Here is a 16040-nt window from a genome sequence, read left to right on the forward strand (position 1 = left end):
AAAAGGAAGTATACTAAAGAGTGTCAGGGATGACCACTCAGAAAGAGGAGGGATGATATGCCAACACCGCTCGAATCAGGGCGTCAAACGCCAAAGATCAAGCCGCTCAATGACCGTAAGAAGCAATTGAGTCAGAATGCTATTGAAAACCGTCGACGTCTCAAAAATCGCTTTTTCTTGTGTCTGACCGTCTTTTTGCTCATCTTTTCCCTCATGGGGTGGTCATACATGGAAAAACGGCAATTGATCGCAGAACAAAAGCAGTCATTTCAAGTAGCTGAACAGGAGCAGACGAAAGCAAAAAAAGAGACTGCTCGTCTGAAAGAAGAAATCAATCGTCTCAATGATAAAGAATATGTGGCGAACTTAGCCCGGAGCGAGTTGCTCTATTCGAAAAAAGGGGAAACGATCTTCTACTTTTCACCTGAAGACTAATTGAAGGTTGCCGATTGATTGAAAAAAGAATGAATCACTCGTATAATAAGAAACGAATCAACTAAAAAGGAGCAATACAATTTATGTCGATTGAAGTAGGCAGCAAAGTGCAAGGGAAAGTAACAGGCATCACGAATTTCGGAGCGTTCGTTGAGTTACCAACAGGGAAAACTGGTCTTGTTCACATTAGTGAAGTGGCAGATTCTTATGTTAAGGACATCAATGATGTATTAACGGTTGGTCAAGAAATCACCGTTAAAGTCTTAAGTGTTGAAAACGATGGTAAGATTGGTCTTTCCATTAAAAAAGCCGTCGATCGTCCAGAAGGTGAACGCCCACGTCCAGCACGTCAGTTCGATCGTGGACCACGTCCAGCAGGACAAGATCGCGGACCACGTTCGTTCGATAACAAAGGACCGCGTGGAGGCGGTAATCGTGGAGGCTTCAACAAAGGTGGCCGTAATACACCACCACCGCGCAAAGAACAATCGTTCGATACGTTGATGTCTAGTTTCCTGAAAGATAGTGAAGATCGTCTTGCTACATTGAAACGTCAAACGGATTCAAAACGTGGCGGGCGCGGCGCAAAACGTCAATAACTTGCTGACCTGTTCTTTATAAGAATAGAGATGGAATGACGCCGTTCATTCCATCTTTTATTTTTTTAAAATTATTTTTATAAAAAGCGTTGACTTTCATTTGACCTGCCCGTATTATAGAAAATGTGCTTAAGACGCACGAGTTAAAAATATGGCGGTGTAGCTCAGCTGGCTAGAGCGTACGGTTCATACCCGTGAGGTCGTGGGTTCGACTCCCTCCGCCGCTACCATATTTTTTTTGGCCCGTTGGTCAAGCGGTTAAGACACCGCCCTTTCACGGCGGTAACACGGGTTCGAATCCCGTACGGGTCATTCTCAAAAAGCTATCTCTATTATATAGAGATAGCTTTTTTTAGGTTTTAACGGAAAGGGGTGAAGTCGTAATGGAAGGTGTGCCGTTTGAACCGCTCCTAGTCGGAGTGTCTGGAGGATGTGACTCGATGGTACTCGTCGATCGGTTGTATCGAGAAGGGTATGACATTGCAATTGCACATGTGCATCACGGATTACGAGAAGCATCCGACGAAGAAGCACATTTTATCGAAGACTGGGCAGCAACTCGAAAGATTTTGTTTTTCATGACGCGTTTAGACTGGGCAGGACGTACGAGCTCTCAAGCAGCATGTCGTGAGGAACGGTATGCATTTTTTGAGCGCATCATGGAAGAGACCGGACGCTCGCGTCTTGTCCTCGCCCATCATCAAGATGATCAAATCGAGACGTTGCTCATTCAGCTCGTTCGAGGAGAAGCACAAGTTGATGGGATTCCTGTCATTCGTCCGTTTGGTAACGGCTGGTTACATCGACCGTTACTACATGAATCGAAGCAAGCATTACTCGATTATGCATGGCAACATGAGGTACCGTGGCGAGAGGATGCATCAAATGCAGAAACAACCTATTTACGAAATCAAATTCGGCATACTATTTTTCCTCTGTTGAGAGACATTCGTCCTGGTTTTGAACAGGCAACAGCAGCAGCAGCACATGCGCGACAGCAAATCATGCGTGAGCAGGCAACATTCGTCGCGACCTATCTCGACCGGTGTAAGGAAACAAACGGAATTCCGGTCGCACGTATTTTAGAATTGCCGACGGATTTACAACGGCTCGTCTTGCCGACGTTAACGGGCGATACGTTTTCTTCCGAAACGATTCGTCACTTCATCATGTGGCTTCGGGTGGATAAGGGCTCGGACGAAGTGTATTATGGAAACTGGAGGATGCGACGTGCATATGGCTTTTTGATGCAAGATCGTGTGATACGGTCAATGAATGACGATTTACCGTTTCAAGTAGGGGAGAATTTGGGAACGTATCATTATGGTGAACAAATGGTTCGCTTCTCAATTGGAACGCACGGGATCCCACTGGACGCGATTACGTTTCCGTTGACGGTACGTCCGCCACGTCCGGGAGATCGGATTCAACTTGCTGTTGGTTCGAAAAAAGTCAGTCGAATTCTGATTGATGCGAAGGTTCCACGTTATCTCCGAGAACAGGTTCCGGTCGTCGTCGATGCAAATGGAGTGATTTTAGCCGTCATTGGACATCGAATTGCAATATTCGGGTCATTTGAACTCCTCGCAAAATCTTATTTAATGATAGAATGGTAATGTAGTGTTTATTATGGAGGAGGAATACCTAGCATGACCTTGATGAACGATATGGAAAAAGTATTGATTTCAGAAGAAGAGATCCAAAATAAAGTGGGCGAACTCGCCGGCGATTTGACAGCGGATTATCACGATCGTTTTCCGTTGCTTGTGTGTGTCTTAAAAGGCGCAATGCCTTTCATGTCCGATCTTGTCAAAAAGATGGATATGCACCTTGAAATGGACTTCATGGACGTTTCGACGTATCACGGTGGGACAACATCAACCGGTGAAGTCAAGATTGAAAAAGATTTGAACACATCGGTAGAAGGACGCGACATCTTGATTGTCGAAGATATCATCGACAGCGGATTGACGCTTGGTTACCTCGTAGACCTCTTCAAGTACCGGAAAGCGAAGTCCGTTAAAATCGTGACATTGCTCGACAAACCGACAGGACGGAAAAATGACTTGCATGCAGATTACAGCGGCTTCGTCATTCCACACGAATTCGTCGTCGGGTATGGTCTGGATTACGAAGAGAAATACCGTAACCTTCCGTATGTAGGTGTCTTGAAACCTGCAGTCTACGGTGGCTAATTATTTTTAATCTCGTCTGTCCCATGATAAGATGAAACCAATTACAAAGCGCGCCCTGTCGCGCCAGGATTCGTATTCATCCATTAGAAAAACGAGATGGATGCGGAGAGGAGGCATAAGATGAACCGAGCAGTGAAGAATACCCTCGTGTTTGGGGTCATTTTTCTAGCTTTGATCTTGTTTCTGCAATACTTGCAGAGTCCAGTGAACAAAAGCAAAGAAATCAATTACACACAGTTTGTCGAGTCTGTTGAAAAAGGTGAAATCAAGACGGCTACCTTCCAGTATGAAGGCCAGACGTATAATGTGACAGGAGATTTGCGTGCAAAAGATTCGACGTATGAAACAGTCGTACCGGCTGTTGATACGGAACTAACGGATCTCTACACGCAATTGAAAAGCCAAGGAGTCAAGATGGACTTCAAGGCAGCAGAAACGAATGGTGGTTGGATCGCGTTACTAACGACGATCGTTCCATTCATCATCATCTTCATCCTCTTCTTCTTCTTGATTAATCAAGCACAAGGTGGCGGTGGTGGCGGTCGCGTCATGAACTTCGGGAAATCGAAGGCACGCCTCTACGATACAGAGAAGAAAAAGATTACGTTTGATGATGTAGCCGGCGCAGACGAAGAGAAACAAGAACTCGTCGAAGTCGTCGAATTCTTAAAAGATCCGCGTAAATTCGCGAAGCTCGGTGCCCGTATTCCGAAAGGGGTTCTCCTCGTGGGTCCTCCAGGTACAGGTAAAACGTTGCTCGCGCGTGCTGCAGCTGGTGAAGCTGGCGTACCATTCTTCTCGATTTCAGGTTCTGACTTCGTTGAGATGTTCGTTGGTGTCGGGGCATCACGTGTTCGTGACTTGTTCGAAAACGCGAAGAAAAACGCACCATGTATCATCTTCATTGATGAAATCGATGCTGTCGGTCGTCAACGGGGCGCAGGTCTCGGTGGTGGACATGATGAGCGTGAGCAGACATTGAACCAACTTCTCGTCGAGATGGATGGATTCAGTGAAAACGAAGGCATCATCATGATCGCAGCAACGAACCGTGCTGATATTCTTGACCCTGCGTTACTCCGTCCAGGTCGTTTTGACCGTCAAATCACGGTTGATCGTCCAGATGTCGTCGGTCGTGAAGCAGTCTTGAAAGTACACGCGCGGAACAAACCGCTTGATTCAACGGTTGATTTAAAAGCCATCGCACAACGGACGCCTGGCTTCTCGGGTGCGGATCTTGAAAACCTTCTAAACGAAGCAGCACTTGTTGCCGCTCGGGCAGATCGTGATAAGGTCTCGATCGTTGATCTCGAAGAAGCGATTGACCGTGTTATCGCTGGACCAGCGAAGAAGAGCCGGATCATCTCGCCGAAAGAGAAAAAGATCGTCGCATGGCATGAAGCTGGACATACGATCATCGGTGTCACGCTCGACGATGCGGACGAAGTACACAAAGTAACAATCGTTCCTCGTGGTAACGCGGGCGGATACGTCGTCATGTTGCCAAAAGAAGATCGTTACTTCATGACGAAGCCGGAACTCGAAGATAAGATTACTGGATTGCTCGGTGGTCGCGTTGCAGAGGACATCGTCTTCGGAGAAGTCTCGACTGGAGCAAGCAATGACTTCCAGCGTGCGACAGGTCTTGCACGGAAAATGGTCATGGAGTTCGGAATGAGTGAAAAACTCGGACCGCTTCAATTCGGCTCAGGTCAAAGCGGTAACGTCTTCCTCGGCCGTGATTTCCAAAACGAACAGAATTACTCGGATGCGATTGCACACGAAATCGATACGGAAATCCAAGCGATCATCAACCGCTGTTACCAAAAAGCGAAAGATATCTTGACTGAGAAACGCGATCAGCTCGACTTGATTGCAACGACGTTGCTTGAAGTCGAAACACTTGATCAAAAACAAATTCACCATCTCTTAGAGACAGGCGAATACAAAAAACATGAACCAGAAGCAACGACTCCAAAAGCAGAAGAGAAAGCACCGGAATCGACAGATGCAACCGTCGATCAACCGACAGAGTCTCCAACGCAAATGGGTTCAGTCGTTGACGAAGGACAAAATGTAGATACGGATACACCAGATACGCCGCGTCGCGACGATCAAGTGTAAACGGATGGAACGGATTCGATCTCGCATCGAATCCGTTCTTTTTTGTTACAGACCGAGCGAATACACATCGGTAGGTGTGACCATACGAGCATGGTATAATCACAACGTATATCATTCCGAGCGTGAAACAACGGAATATAAAAAGAAGCATGAAAATCGAGAAGAAGCGGGGAAATAAGCAAATGATTTTAGTCATCGATGTCGGAAATACGAATATCGTCTTAGGTGTCTATCAAGGACAAGAGTTGATCGAGCATTGGCGGATTGCGACAGACCGGACACGGACGACGGACGAATACGGTATGCTCGTCAAAGCGTTGTTTCGTGACGCAGAGCTAAACGTGGAAGAAATCGAGGGAATCGTGTTATCATCTGTCGTACCCCCCGTCGTGTTTCCACTAGAAAATATGTGTGTGCGTTACTTTAAACGCCGTCCGTTTTTGATTGGACCAGGAATCAAGACAGGACTCGATTTAAAAGTCGATAATCCACGGGAAGTGGGAGCCGATCGAATCGTCAATGCAGTAGCGGCGACGGCGAAATACGAGGGACCGATGATCATCGTCGATTTTGGAACAGCGACGACGTACTGTTACATCGATGCACAAAAACGGTATTACGGCGGCATCATCTCACCGGGTGTGATGGTTGCGACCGAGGCACTCTATAATAAGGCAGCAAAATTGCCGCGAATTGAAATTGCGAAACCGCAGTCAACCATCGGACGAAATACGATCCATGCGATGCAATCGGGTACGTATTTCGGATATGTGGCGCAGGTGGACGGACTCGTTCACCGGATGAAAGAAGAAATGGGTGAAGCGAAGGTCATTGCGACCGGTGGTTTAGCCCGACTAATCAGCGAGGAATCCACGATGATTGAGATCGTCGATCCATTCTTGACGTTAGATGGATTACGGATTATCTACGAACGAAATAAGTGAGGGATTAAGATGAAACGGGAAGAATTATTAGCACAATTAAAAGATGACTATTTAGTACGGGCGTTAGGCTTCAACGGAGAAGTTCGTGCATTTGCGATCCGTTCGACAAAAACGGTCTATGAAGCACAACTTCGTCACCAGACGACACCGGTCGTCACGGCAGCGCTCGGTCGGACACTAACAATCGGCGCGATGATGGGTACGATGCAAAAAGGCGATACACGTGTCACATTGAAAGTCGAAGGCGATGGACCAATCGGAAAAATCATCGTCGATGCCGATGCAAAAGGGGTCGTTCGTGGATATGTCAGTCGTCCCCGCGTCGAGATGGATACGTACGTCAATGCAGACGGTCTGACGAAATTAAAAGTCGGTGAAGCGGTCGGTCGCGGAAACATCTCTGTCATCAAGGATCTCGGGTTGCGTGACTTTGTCGGTGGTCAATCTCCGATTCAAACCGGTGAGATCAGCGAAGACTTCACGTATTACTTCGCTGTATCGGAACAAAGTCCATCAGTCGTTGGAGCTGGCGTTCTCGTTTACCCAGAAGACGAATCGGTCATTGCAGCAGGTGGGTTGATCGTTCAATTGATGCCGGGTGCATCGGAAGAGACGATCGCAGCGCTTGAAAAACGTGTCGGAGCTCTTAAACCAATCTCCATTCTCGTCGGTGAGGAAAAAACACCCGAAGAAATGTTAGAACTCGTTCTCGGTGACTACGAACATCTTGATACGATTCCGGTGTCATTCGAATGTACGTGTGACCGCGACAAATTAGCAACAGCGATTATTGCCCTTGGACCAGATGAGATTCAAGCGATGATTGATGAAGATGGTGGCGCGGAAGCTGTTTGTCACTTCTGTTCAGAGCATTATCACTATGATGTTCCAGAATTAGAGGAACTTCGCGAAAAATCACTCGAAAGAGCATAAGAGGGATCCGATATGGGGAATGTACAACCTAAGTACTTGTGGATGTTGATCTTCATCTTATTGTTGACGAATTTCATGACCGGCGCTTATGCCTTCATGGGTGAGCTCCCTAAGGTCGATTCTCCTAAAATCGTTCAGGACAGTATTGGTGGTCCGCTTGAGGATGTCATCGCCGAAGTCGGTGATGAAAAAATCACCCGAGCAATGGTCTATCAGACGATGCGAACGGAACAAGAGAAGCAGACAATCGATCGTTTGATTCAAGAAGCGGTCGAGCGCCAGACAAAGGATGGAAAAAAGCCGGAAGTTAAACGCTTTGATTGACAGATTTCATCCAGTCCGCTGATAATTAATCTATCGGATTACTTGGAATTCAAGCGGTTCACTAATGAGGAGGAATGGTCATGCGTATTGCGAATTCAGTATTAGATTTAGTCGGTCGGACACCAATCGTCAAGTTACATCATCTAACGGGTCCTGAGGATGCAGATGTATATCTGAAGCTGGAGTACATGAATCCTGGATCGAGCGTAAAAGACCGGATCGCGTTATCAATGATTGAAGCGGCAGAAGAAGCAGGTCAACTTAAAGAGGGAGATACGATCATCGAGCCGACGAGTGGGAACACGGGTATCGGACTAGCGATGGTCGCTTCGGCGAAGGGATACCGTTCCATCCTCGTCATGCCGGAAACAATGAGCATGGAACGTCGGACGTTGCTTCGCGCCTATGGTGCGGAATTGATTTTGACGCCAGGTCCTGAAGGGATGAAGGGTGCGATCGCTCGCGCGACAGCGGAAGCGGAAGAGCACGGTTACTTCATGCCGCAACAATTCAATAACGGTGCCAATCCAGTCGTTCATGAAAAAACGACAGGTCCTGAAATCGTCGAAGCGTTCGAAGGTATGCAACTCGATGCGTTCATCGCGGGAATCGGAACCGGTGGAACGATCACGGGTGCTGGTAAAGTGTTGCGCGATGCTTTCCAAGGCATTGAAATCATTGCTGTTGAACCAACGGATTCACCGGTCTTATCAGGTGGTAAACCGGGGCCGCATAAACTGCAAGGTATCGGTGCTGGATTCGTACCGTCGATTCTCGATACAGATATTTATGATGGTGTCGAGCAAATCACGACGGAAGAAGCATTTGATCACGCGCGCCGAGCAGCGAAGACGAACGGTGTCTTAGGCGGTATCTCGTCAGGTGCTGCGATTGCAGCGGCACTGAAGACGGCAAAACGTCTCGGCAAAGGAAAAAATGTTCTCGCGATCATTCCTTCGAACGGTGAGCGGTACTTAAGTACACCGCTGTATCAAGTCGAGGAAGAAGCAGATCAATCGAAGTAATCCATCATAAGTACACGGAAGTCATTCGGCTTCCGTGTACTTTTTTGCGTATAATGAGAGCAGAATAGTGTGAAGTGGGGGACGCGTATGCGACAGACGAAATATAAAGCAATACCATGGACGAAAGAACAATTCTACAATCGGTATGTCGAACAGACGATTGGAACAACAGGACACGTCTGGCTCGAAAGTGGTCGAATCGGACGGTATACGATGGCGGCGACTCGTCCTGTCGGATACGTCCGGACAAAGGACGGGATGACGACGATTGAGACAGATGGAAAAGTCGAGACGTCGACGGCAAACCCGTTTGATCTACTCGAACGACTCCGCGTCGAACGTGAATCCATCCGACCGGATGGAATGCCGCCATTCTTTGGTGGATTTGCCGGATATGTCAGTTATGATGCTGTCCGTTATTTAGAAAAGCTACCGGAGCAAGCGATGGATGATCTACAAACACCCGATCTGTCATTTTACTGGTACGATGAAGTCGCCGTGTTTGATGAGGAGACGAAACAGTTGTTCATTGCCGTGACGCGAGACACAGCAGAGGAAGCAACACAGATTCTTAAAGAAGAAGTCGCGCGTTGGTGCGTCAAGACAAATAGACCGCAGTTTACAACAACCGGTTCATCCGGCGAACGAGAACGAGCTTTCGGACAGGAAGCGTTCATGACAGCGGCACACCGGATTAAATCGTATATTGAGGATGGTGACGTCTTCCAAGTCAATTTGTCCGTCCGTCAACAAGAACCGCTTGGGACGACAGCGGAACATCTGTATGATGTATTACGACAAATTAATCCTTCTCCATACATGGGTTACTTCGCAGATGAGGATTTAACACTTGTGTCCGCCTCACCTGAGTTGCTCGTCGAAAAAATAGGTGATGCGTTAGCAACGCGTCCGATTGCGGGAACACGGCTACGCGGGAAGGATGAAGCGGAGGATCTACGACTCGCGAAAACCTTACTCGATAACGAAAAAGAACGGGCAGAGCATGTGATGCTCGTTGATTTAGAGCGCAATGATTTAGGGCGCGTTAGTCGTTATGGTACGGTCCATGTCGATGAGCTGATGGTGATCGAGAAATACTCCCACGTGCAACATATCGTCTCAAATGTCAGAGGCGAAGTGGCTCCGGAACACTCCGGGAGTCAAGTGCTCGCTGCGATGTTCCCAGGTGGGACGATCACTGGAGCACCAAAAATCCGGACGATGGAAATCATCGAGGAACTAGAACCGGTCCGGCGCGGAATCTACACCGGATCGCTTGGCTTCATCAGTTGGGCGGATGATGTCATTTTCAACATCTTGATTCGGACACTCGTCGCAAAAGACGGGATGGCATATGTTCAAGCAGGTGCTGGAGTCGTCACGGACTCGGACGCAGCACGTGAATACGAAGAGTCACTCAGTAAAGCCAAAGCGTTATGGGTGACCAAAGAAACGGCGGAGGGAACGCAATGATTGTATTGATTGATAACTATGATTCCTTTACGTATAACTTAGTCCAGTATTTTGGCGAACTCGGACAAGACATCCGGGTATTTCGCAACGACGCAATTACGCTTGCGGAAATCGAAACGCTACAGCCTGATCATCTCGTCATCTCGCCGGGTCCCTGTACACCGAATGAAGCGGGGATCAGTTTAGAGGCGATTGCTTATTTTGCGGGGAAGGTACCGATCCTAGGGGTCTGCTTAGGTCATCAAGCGATTGGACAAGTATTCGGTGGTAAAGTCGTCCGAGCGAAGGAATTGATGCACGGAAAAGTTTCGCCACTGACGCATGATGGACAAGGGATCTTTGAACGGATCCCACAAGCGACACCGGTGACGCGTTACCATTCACTTGTCGTTGAACGTAAGACATTCCCGGAAGTACTCGAAGTGACAGCGGAAGCCGGCGGAGAGATCATGGCACTCCGTCACCGGACGTTACCGATTTTAGGTGTCCAGTTCCACCCGGAAGCGATTTTGACACGAGACGGTAAACAGATGTTAAAAAATTTCTTGGAGTTGACGCATTATGTATCTCTGGCATGACGGAATCATCAAACGAGAAGAAGAGATAAGAATCTCCCCACTTGATCATGGATTCGTCTATGGGATGGGTATATTCGAGACGTTTCGGACGTATAACGGACATCCGTTTTTGTTCGATGATCATATCGAACGTTTGCGGATGAGTTGTGTCGCACTCGGGATACAGTTAGCGTATGACCGGGAAGCCTTACGGCAAGCAATCCAAGATTTATATGAAGCATATGAGGCGAACGATCTCTATATCCGGTTGAATGTTTCGGCTGGTCCGCGTGAGATTGGGTTATCAATTGACCCTTACGATACGCCGACCGTGTTGATCTATGCGAAACCAATCGCTCCACGAAAACGGGCGGAACGTGCACTCGAGACGATTCGTTTGCCGCGCAGTACGCCGGAGACGACATATCGCTTAAAGTCACATCATTACATGAACAATCTAGTCGCGAAACGTCAATTGTTCAATCCAGAAGCAGAAGGGCTGTTCTTGACGAAGGAAGGTCATGTCTGTGAAGGCATTACGTCAAATATCTTTTGGCGTTACGGAAGTACATGGTATACGTCGCCCCTTGAGACCGGTGCATTGAATGGGATTACCCGTCAGTTCCTCATGCAACATTTACCAGTCGAAGAACGTCTGGCATATTTACCACAGCTCGAAGAGTCAGATGAGATCATCTATACGAATTCCGTTCAGGAAGCGGTCGCCATTTCGTCACTTGACGGACGCCCTTTCCCCGGAATCAACGGAACAGGGTATGCGGAGATTATGAAACTGTTCGATCAATCTGTCGAACATGTGACAACAAGGAGGGAACAACCATGACCTACATCATGGGTATTTTGAACGTGACACCGGACTCTTTTTCGGACGGTGGACAATATGTTGATATCGAGCAAGCGATGCGGCAAGCGCGTCAGCTTGTCGCGGATGGAGCAGATGCGATCGATATCGGTGGAGAATCGACACGACCGGGTGCGGCGTTCGTGTCAGTTGAAGAAGAACTCGCTCGTGTTTTACCGATTATTAAACGCATTAAACGAGAGCTGAACGTCCTCGTGTCGATCGATACGTATAAACCGGTCGTCGCAGAAGCTGCTATTCAAGCAGGAGCGGACATCATCAATGACGTCTGGGGTTCGAAGTGGGGCGATCGTTCGATGGTCAAGGTCGCTGCGCAGTATGAAGTACCAATCATTTTAATGCATAATCGGGAAACGGCGCATGGAACAGATATGCTTGCGGAAGTCCGTGCTGACCTTGAGGAATCAATCCGGTTAGCGAAACAGGCAGGCGTGGCGGAAGAGCACATTTGGCTCGACCCAGGGATTGGATTCATGAAAACGCAGGAAGAGAACTTGTACTTGATGCGTTACCTGTCCATCGTCACGGACTTCGGGTATCCGGTTTTACTTGGAACGTCCCGTAAATCGATGATTGGTCTCGCGCTTGGATTGCCAACGGAAGAACGACTTGAAGGAACGATTGCTACGGTTTGCTACGGGATTCAACAAGGATGTGACTGGGTGCGCGTGCATGACGTCAAAGAAGTCAAACGGGCAGCGCAGATGATGGACATCATGTTAGCTGCGACGAAAGGGGAATGACGGTGGATCGAATTCATGTAACAGGAATGCGTTTTTATGGGTATCACGGTGTATTTGCAGAAGAGACGAAACTCGGTCAACGCTTCAATGTCGACTTATCGATCGGACTTGCATTGGCAGAAGCCGGTCGGACGGATGATTTGACGAAAAGTGTCAATTACGCTGAATTGTATGAAGCGACAAAACGTGTCGTCGAAGGAGAACCGCTCCAACTCGTCGAAGCCTTGGCGGATCGTATTGCAAAAGAAGTCTTTGCGTTAGACGGGCGGATTGAAGAAGCATCGATCAAAGTTATCAAACCGGATCCGCCGATTGCTGGTCATTATGAACATGTGGCAGTCGAGATCAATCGACTCCGGGGGGACTATGCATGAAGGAAGCTTACATTGCACTCGGTTCAAACATTGGTGATAAAGCGGCTCACTTAAGAGCAGCGATCGCTCGCCTGAGAGCCTTATCGTCTGTTCATGATGTAAAGGTCTCTTCCATTTATGAGACTGTACCTGTCGGGTATCTCGATCAGGATTTATTTTATAATATGGTCGTCGGGATTCAAACGACGGACGAGGCAGATGTCTTACTTGAGCGACTGCAGGAAATCGAACAGCTAGAAGGACGCGAGCGTCTGTTCAAAAATGGACCGCGGACGCTTGATTTAGATATTTTGTTATATGGGGGAGAACGTATTGACCTTGAAGGATTAACCGTTCCGCATCCGCGGATGCAAGAGCGGGCATTCGTCCTCGCGCCATTACGGGAACTAACAGCAACATGCGTCATACCTGGTCTTGGGCAAAGTGTCGAGCAATTGTACCAGCAGTTACCAGAGACAGAACGAAACGGTGTGCGACGCTTAGGTGGTCTTTTAGAAGCGGAGGAACAATAATGGAATTTAACATTGGTGATGTCAAATTGAAGAATCAAGTCATCTTGGCACCGATGGCAGGCGTCTGTAATCCCGCGTTTCGATTGATCGCAAAAGAATTCGGCGCGGGACTCGTCTGTGCGGAGATGGTCAGCGATAAAGGGATCTTGTACGAGAACGAACGGACGCTACAGATGCTGTACGTGGATGAGCGGGAAAAACCGCTGAGTCTTCAAATCTATGGTGGTTCAAAGGAGACACTCGTTCAAGCAGCGCGATATGTCGATGCGAACACGAATGCCGACATCATTGATATCAATATGGGGTGTCCGGTCCCGAAAGTCACGAAAAGTGATGCTGGAGCGAAATGGTTGCTTGATCCGGATAAGGTCTATGAGATGGTCCATGCGGTGACACAAGCGATCGATAAACCGGTGACGGTCAAAATGCGGACCGGCTGGGACAGTCATCACATCTATTGTGTCGATAATGTCAAAGCGGCAGAAGCAGGTGGCGCGAAGGCTGTTGCCATTCACGGACGGACACGTTCACAAAAATATGAAGGTGTCGCAGACTGGAACATCATCGGTGAAGCAAAAAAAGCGGTTAATATTCCAATCATCGGAAACGGGGATGTTCAAACCCCACAAGATGCTAAACGAATGATTGATGAGATTGGTGTCGACGGTGTCATGATCGGACGGGCCGCTCTCGGAAACCCTTGGATGTTGTATCAGACAATCCAGTATCTCGAATCAGGAACGCTTCCGGCAGAACCGACGGCGCGCGAGAAGATTGATATTTGTCTCTTGCACGCTACACGACTGGTCGCGCTAAAAGGAGAAGAACTCGCCGTGCGCGAAATGCGGACACATGTCGCCTGGTACTTGAAAGGAATGAAGGGGAACGGTCGCGTTCGCAATGCGTTATTTAACATCGACACGCATACGGGACTCGTTGAACTGTTACAGCAGTACTTGCAGACACTCGAAGAAGACGTAGCGTATGCCTAACAGGTAAAGTATAGTCGGACAGAGTCGTTTTGTGGTACGCTAGTTGCATTGAAGATGAGCGTATCGGTTTTCTAAAGGGCTGTCGGTCATTCCGGCAGCTTTTTATTCGAGAGAATCGTCGTGAACCATTATTAAAAGGAGTGAAGACAGTGAGTCAGGATATGGAAATGAACGATCAAATGCAGGTGCGTCTCAGTAAGATGAACGCCATGCGTGAACAAGGTCTCGATCCATTCGGCGCACGTTTTGAACGTTCGACGGATACTGCGAGCATTCGTGCATCATTTGGTGAACATACAAAAGAAGAATTGGCTGAACTGAAACCGGAAGTTGCCATCGCAGGTCGTGTCATGACGACACGTCGTAAAGGGAAGGTTGGCTTTACGAATGTTCAGGATGTACAAGGTCAAATTCAGTTGTATGTTCGTAAAGATGACGTCGGTGAAGAGGCGTATGAGATCTATAAGACATGTGACTTAGGTGACATCGTCGGGATCCAAGGATACGTGTTCAAGACGAATGTTGGTGAACTCTCTGTTCACGTCACAGCATTTACGTTATTGACAAAAGCGTTACGTCCGCTTCCGGATAAATATCATGGATTAAAGGATATCGAGCAACGCTACCGTCAGCGCTATCTCGACCTTATTACGAACCAAGAATCACGTGAGACATTCATCGCGCGAAGTAAAGTCATTCGTGGAATCCGTCAATATCTTGATAACCTCGGATACTTGGAAGTCGAAACACCAATGTTGCATACGATCGCGGGTGGAGCATCGGCGCGTCCGTTCATCACGCATCATAATGCACTCGACATGACGCTTTACATGCGGATTGCGATTGAGCTTCATTTGAAACGTTTGATCGTCGGTGGACTTGAGAAAGTCTACGAAATCGGTCGTGTATTCCGTAATGAAGGAATCTCAACACGTCATAACCCAGAGTTTACGATGATCGAACTCTATGAAGCGTATGCGGATTATAAAGACATCATGAACTTAACAGAGAACCTGATTGCTCACGTCGCACAAGAAGTACTCGGTACGACACAAGTCACTTACGGAGAAGACGTCATCGATTTATCTGTCGGTTGGAAACGAGCGCACATGGTAGATCTCGTTAAAGAAGCAACAGGTGTCGACTTCTTCGAACAGATTTCGAACGAACGTGCCCTTGAACTCGCGCATGAACACGGTGTTGAAGTCCAGTCGCACATGACGACGGGACATATCTTGAATGAGTTCTTCGAACAAAAAGTAGAAGAAACACTCGTTCAACCAACATTCGTCTATGGTCATCCTGTTGAAGTATCACCACTTGCGAAGAAAAATCCAGAAGATCCACGCTTTACGGATCGTTTTGAATTATTCATCGTCCGTCGTGAGCATGCGAATGCCTTCACGGAATTGAACGATCCAATCGATCAACGTGAACGTTTCGAAGCACAACTCGTCGAAAAAGAAGCAGGAAACGACGAAGCGCATGAAATGGATACAGACTTCATTGAAGCACTCGAGTACGGTATGCCGCCAACGGGTGGTCTTGGGATCGGGATCGATCGTCTCGTCATGTTGTTGACGAATGCGCCATCGATTCGTGATGTATTACTCTTCCCAACGATGCGTCACCAACAAAATTAATGAGTAGAGCTCTGTTCTTTCTATACTGTATAGAAGGAACGGAGCGTTCTTTTTGGAATCAACACAGGAATAAACAAGTCAAAAAACGGGTAAACAAAAGTTTTTAAATGTTTTTCTAATAAAATGCTTGTACGATTCAAAAAGCCATGGTATATTACTTCTTGTGCCGCGAATGGTCGTGACACACAAAAATAAATATCAAAAAAGTTGTTGACAATCGGGTTGATAACTTGTTAAGATATTAAAGTCGCTGAAAACGACACAACGAACTTTGAAAACTGAAC

General features: G+C 47.6%; 17 protein-coding genes and 2 tRNA genes. All 19 read left to right on the forward strand.

The genetic code is table 11. The annotated features are described in order from the left end of the window. Positions 1-57 precede the first annotated feature (57 nt). Positions 58-435: an FtsB family cell division protein gene (locus tag B2U10_RS11430; protein WP_035413247.1), complete on the forward strand. Its 378-nt coding sequence runs from the start codon at positions 58-60 to the stop codon at positions 433-435. 83 nt (positions 436-518) lie between these two features. Continuing rightward, positions 519-1034, forward strand: coding sequence for a S1 domain-containing RNA-binding protein (locus tag B2U10_RS11435; RefSeq protein WP_035413250.1), 516 nt, complete (start codon positions 519-521; stop codon positions 1032-1034). A 153-nt stretch (positions 1035-1187) separates the two neighbouring features. Further along, a tRNA-Met gene (locus B2U10_RS11440) sits at positions 1188-1264 on the forward strand. Positions 1265-1274: 10 nt separating this feature from the next. Then, positions 1275-1346, forward strand: a tRNA-Glu gene (locus B2U10_RS11445). A gap of 71 nt (positions 1347-1417) precedes the next feature. After that, positions 1418-2650, forward strand: coding sequence for a tRNA lysidine(34) synthetase TilS (gene tilS / locus B2U10_RS11450; RefSeq protein WP_290787805.1), 1233 nt, complete (start codon positions 1418-1420; stop codon positions 2648-2650). Positions 2651-2683: 33 nt separating this feature from the next. Continuing rightward, on the forward strand, positions 2684-3229 hold the full coding sequence (hpt, locus tag B2U10_RS11455) for a hypoxanthine phosphoribosyltransferase (protein ID WP_035413256.1): 546 nt from the start codon (positions 2684-2686) through the stop codon (positions 3227-3229). 120 nt (positions 3230-3349) lie between these two features. Next, complete coding sequence (ftsH, locus tag B2U10_RS11460; protein ID WP_035413259.1) at positions 3350-5353, forward strand: ATP-dependent zinc metalloprotease FtsH; 2004 nt, start codon at positions 3350-3352, stop codon at positions 5351-5353. 182 nt (positions 5354-5535) lie between these two features. Then, a complete protein-coding gene (locus B2U10_RS11465; RefSeq protein WP_035413293.1) occupies positions 5536-6297 on the forward strand; it encodes a type III pantothenate kinase in 762 nt (253 codons plus the stop codon). Positions 6298-6306: 9 nt separating this feature from the next. After that, positions 6307-7230, forward strand: a complete 924-nt coding sequence (gene hslO / locus B2U10_RS11470) for an Hsp33 family molecular chaperone HslO (protein WP_023466563.1) — start codon at positions 6307-6309, stop codon at positions 7228-7230. Positions 7231-7242: 12 nt separating this feature from the next. Further along, positions 7243-7554, forward strand: coding sequence for a hypothetical protein (locus B2U10_RS11475; RefSeq protein ID WP_035413262.1), 312 nt, complete (start codon positions 7243-7245; stop codon positions 7552-7554). A gap of 80 nt (positions 7555-7634) precedes the next feature. Further along, positions 7635-8579, forward strand: a complete 945-nt coding sequence (gene cysK, locus B2U10_RS11480; protein ID WP_056062013.1) for a cysteine synthase A — start codon at positions 7635-7637, stop codon at positions 8577-8579. 87 nt (positions 8580-8666) lie between these two features. Next, positions 8667-10052 carry an anthranilate synthase component I family protein gene (locus B2U10_RS11485; protein ID WP_290787810.1) on the forward strand — a complete coding sequence of 462 codons (1386 nt, stop codon included), beginning with the start codon at positions 8667-8669 and terminating at the stop codon, positions 10050-10052. Then, positions 10049-10630 (forward strand): anthranilate synthase component II, encoded by a 582-nt coding sequence (locus B2U10_RS11490; protein WP_290787812.1) that lies wholly within the window; start codon positions 10049-10051, stop codon positions 10628-10630. Before B2U10_RS11485 ends, B2U10_RS11490 begins: the two co-directional genes overlap by 4 nt. Continuing rightward, positions 10614-11453, forward strand: a complete 840-nt coding sequence (locus tag B2U10_RS11495; protein WP_290787815.1) for an aminotransferase class IV — start codon at positions 10614-10616, stop codon at positions 11451-11453. Before B2U10_RS11490 ends, B2U10_RS11495 begins: the two co-directional genes overlap by 17 nt. After that, positions 11450-12235, forward strand: a complete 786-nt coding sequence (gene folP, locus B2U10_RS11500) for a dihydropteroate synthase (protein WP_035413278.1) — start codon at positions 11450-11452, stop codon at positions 12233-12235. The genes B2U10_RS11495 and folP overlap by 4 nt, the downstream gene beginning before the upstream one ends. A 2-nt stretch (positions 12236-12237) precedes the next feature. Then, on the forward strand, positions 12238-12609 hold the full coding sequence (folB, locus tag B2U10_RS11505) for a dihydroneopterin aldolase (RefSeq protein ID WP_035413281.1): 372 nt from the start codon (positions 12238-12240) through the stop codon (positions 12607-12609). Beyond that, entirely contained in the window at positions 12606-13121 is a 516-nt protein-coding gene (gene folK, locus B2U10_RS11510) for a 2-amino-4-hydroxy-6-hydroxymethyldihydropteridine diphosphokinase (protein ID WP_290787818.1), read from the forward strand. The genes folB and folK overlap by 4 nt, the downstream gene beginning before the upstream one ends. Beyond that, the gene (gene dusB / locus B2U10_RS11515; RefSeq protein WP_290787821.1) at positions 13121-14113 is read left to right on the forward strand and encodes a tRNA dihydrouridine synthase DusB; all 993 of its coding nucleotides are present in this window, start codon (positions 13121-13123) and stop codon (positions 14111-14113) included. The genes folK and dusB overlap by 1 nt, the downstream gene beginning before the upstream one ends. Before the next feature lie 161 nt (positions 14114-14274). Continuing rightward, a complete protein-coding gene (lysS, locus tag B2U10_RS11520) occupies positions 14275-15756 on the forward strand; it encodes a lysine--tRNA ligase (RefSeq protein ID WP_155960241.1) in 1482 nt (493 codons plus the stop codon). Positions 15757-16040 lie beyond the last annotated feature (284 nt).

The organism is Exiguobacterium sp. UBA7533, assembly GCF_002479335.1.
Classification (GTDB): Bacteria; Bacillota; Bacilli; order Exiguobacteriales; family Exiguobacteriaceae; genus Exiguobacterium_A.

Coding starts and splice junctions, on each gene's coding strand:
- B2U10_RS11430 (WP_035413247.1), top strand. CDS start 58: ATGCCAACACCGCTCGAATCAGGGCGTCAAACGCCAAAGATCAAGCCG.
- B2U10_RS11435 (WP_035413250.1), top strand. CDS start 519: ATGTCGATTGAAGTAGGCAGCAAAGTGCAAGGGAAAGTAACAGGCATC.
- tilS (WP_290787805.1), top strand. CDS start 1,418: ATGGAAGGTGTGCCGTTTGAACCGCTCCTAGTCGGAGTGTCTGGAGGA.
- hpt (WP_035413256.1), top strand. CDS start 2,684: ATGACCTTGATGAACGATATGGAAAAAGTATTGATTTCAGAAGAAGAG.
- ftsH (WP_035413259.1), top strand. CDS start 3,350: ATGAACCGAGCAGTGAAGAATACCCTCGTGTTTGGGGTCATTTTTCTA.
- B2U10_RS11465 (WP_035413293.1), top strand. CDS start 5,536: ATGATTTTAGTCATCGATGTCGGAAATACGAATATCGTCTTAGGTGTC.
- hslO (WP_023466563.1), top strand. CDS start 6,307: ATGAAACGGGAAGAATTATTAGCACAATTAAAAGATGACTATTTAGTA.
- B2U10_RS11475 (WP_035413262.1), top strand. CDS start 7,243: ATGGGGAATGTACAACCTAAGTACTTGTGGATGTTGATCTTCATCTTA.
- cysK (WP_056062013.1), top strand. CDS start 7,635: ATGCGTATTGCGAATTCAGTATTAGATTTAGTCGGTCGGACACCAATC.
- B2U10_RS11485 (WP_290787810.1), top strand. CDS start 8,667: ATGCGACAGACGAAATATAAAGCAATACCATGGACGAAAGAACAATTC.
- B2U10_RS11490 (WP_290787812.1), top strand. CDS start 10,049: ATGATTGTATTGATTGATAACTATGATTCCTTTACGTATAACTTAGTC.
- B2U10_RS11495 (WP_290787815.1), top strand. CDS start 10,614: ATGTATCTCTGGCATGACGGAATCATCAAACGAGAAGAAGAGATAAGA.
- folP (WP_035413278.1), top strand. CDS start 11,450: ATGACCTACATCATGGGTATTTTGAACGTGACACCGGACTCTTTTTCG.
- folK (WP_290787818.1), top strand. CDS start 12,606: ATGAAGGAAGCTTACATTGCACTCGGTTCAAACATTGGTGATAAAGCG.
- dusB (WP_290787821.1), top strand. CDS start 13,121: ATGGAATTTAACATTGGTGATGTCAAATTGAAGAATCAAGTCATCTTG.
- lysS (WP_155960241.1), top strand. CDS start 14,275: ATGGAAATGAACGATCAAATGCAGGTGCGTCTCAGTAAGATGAACGCC.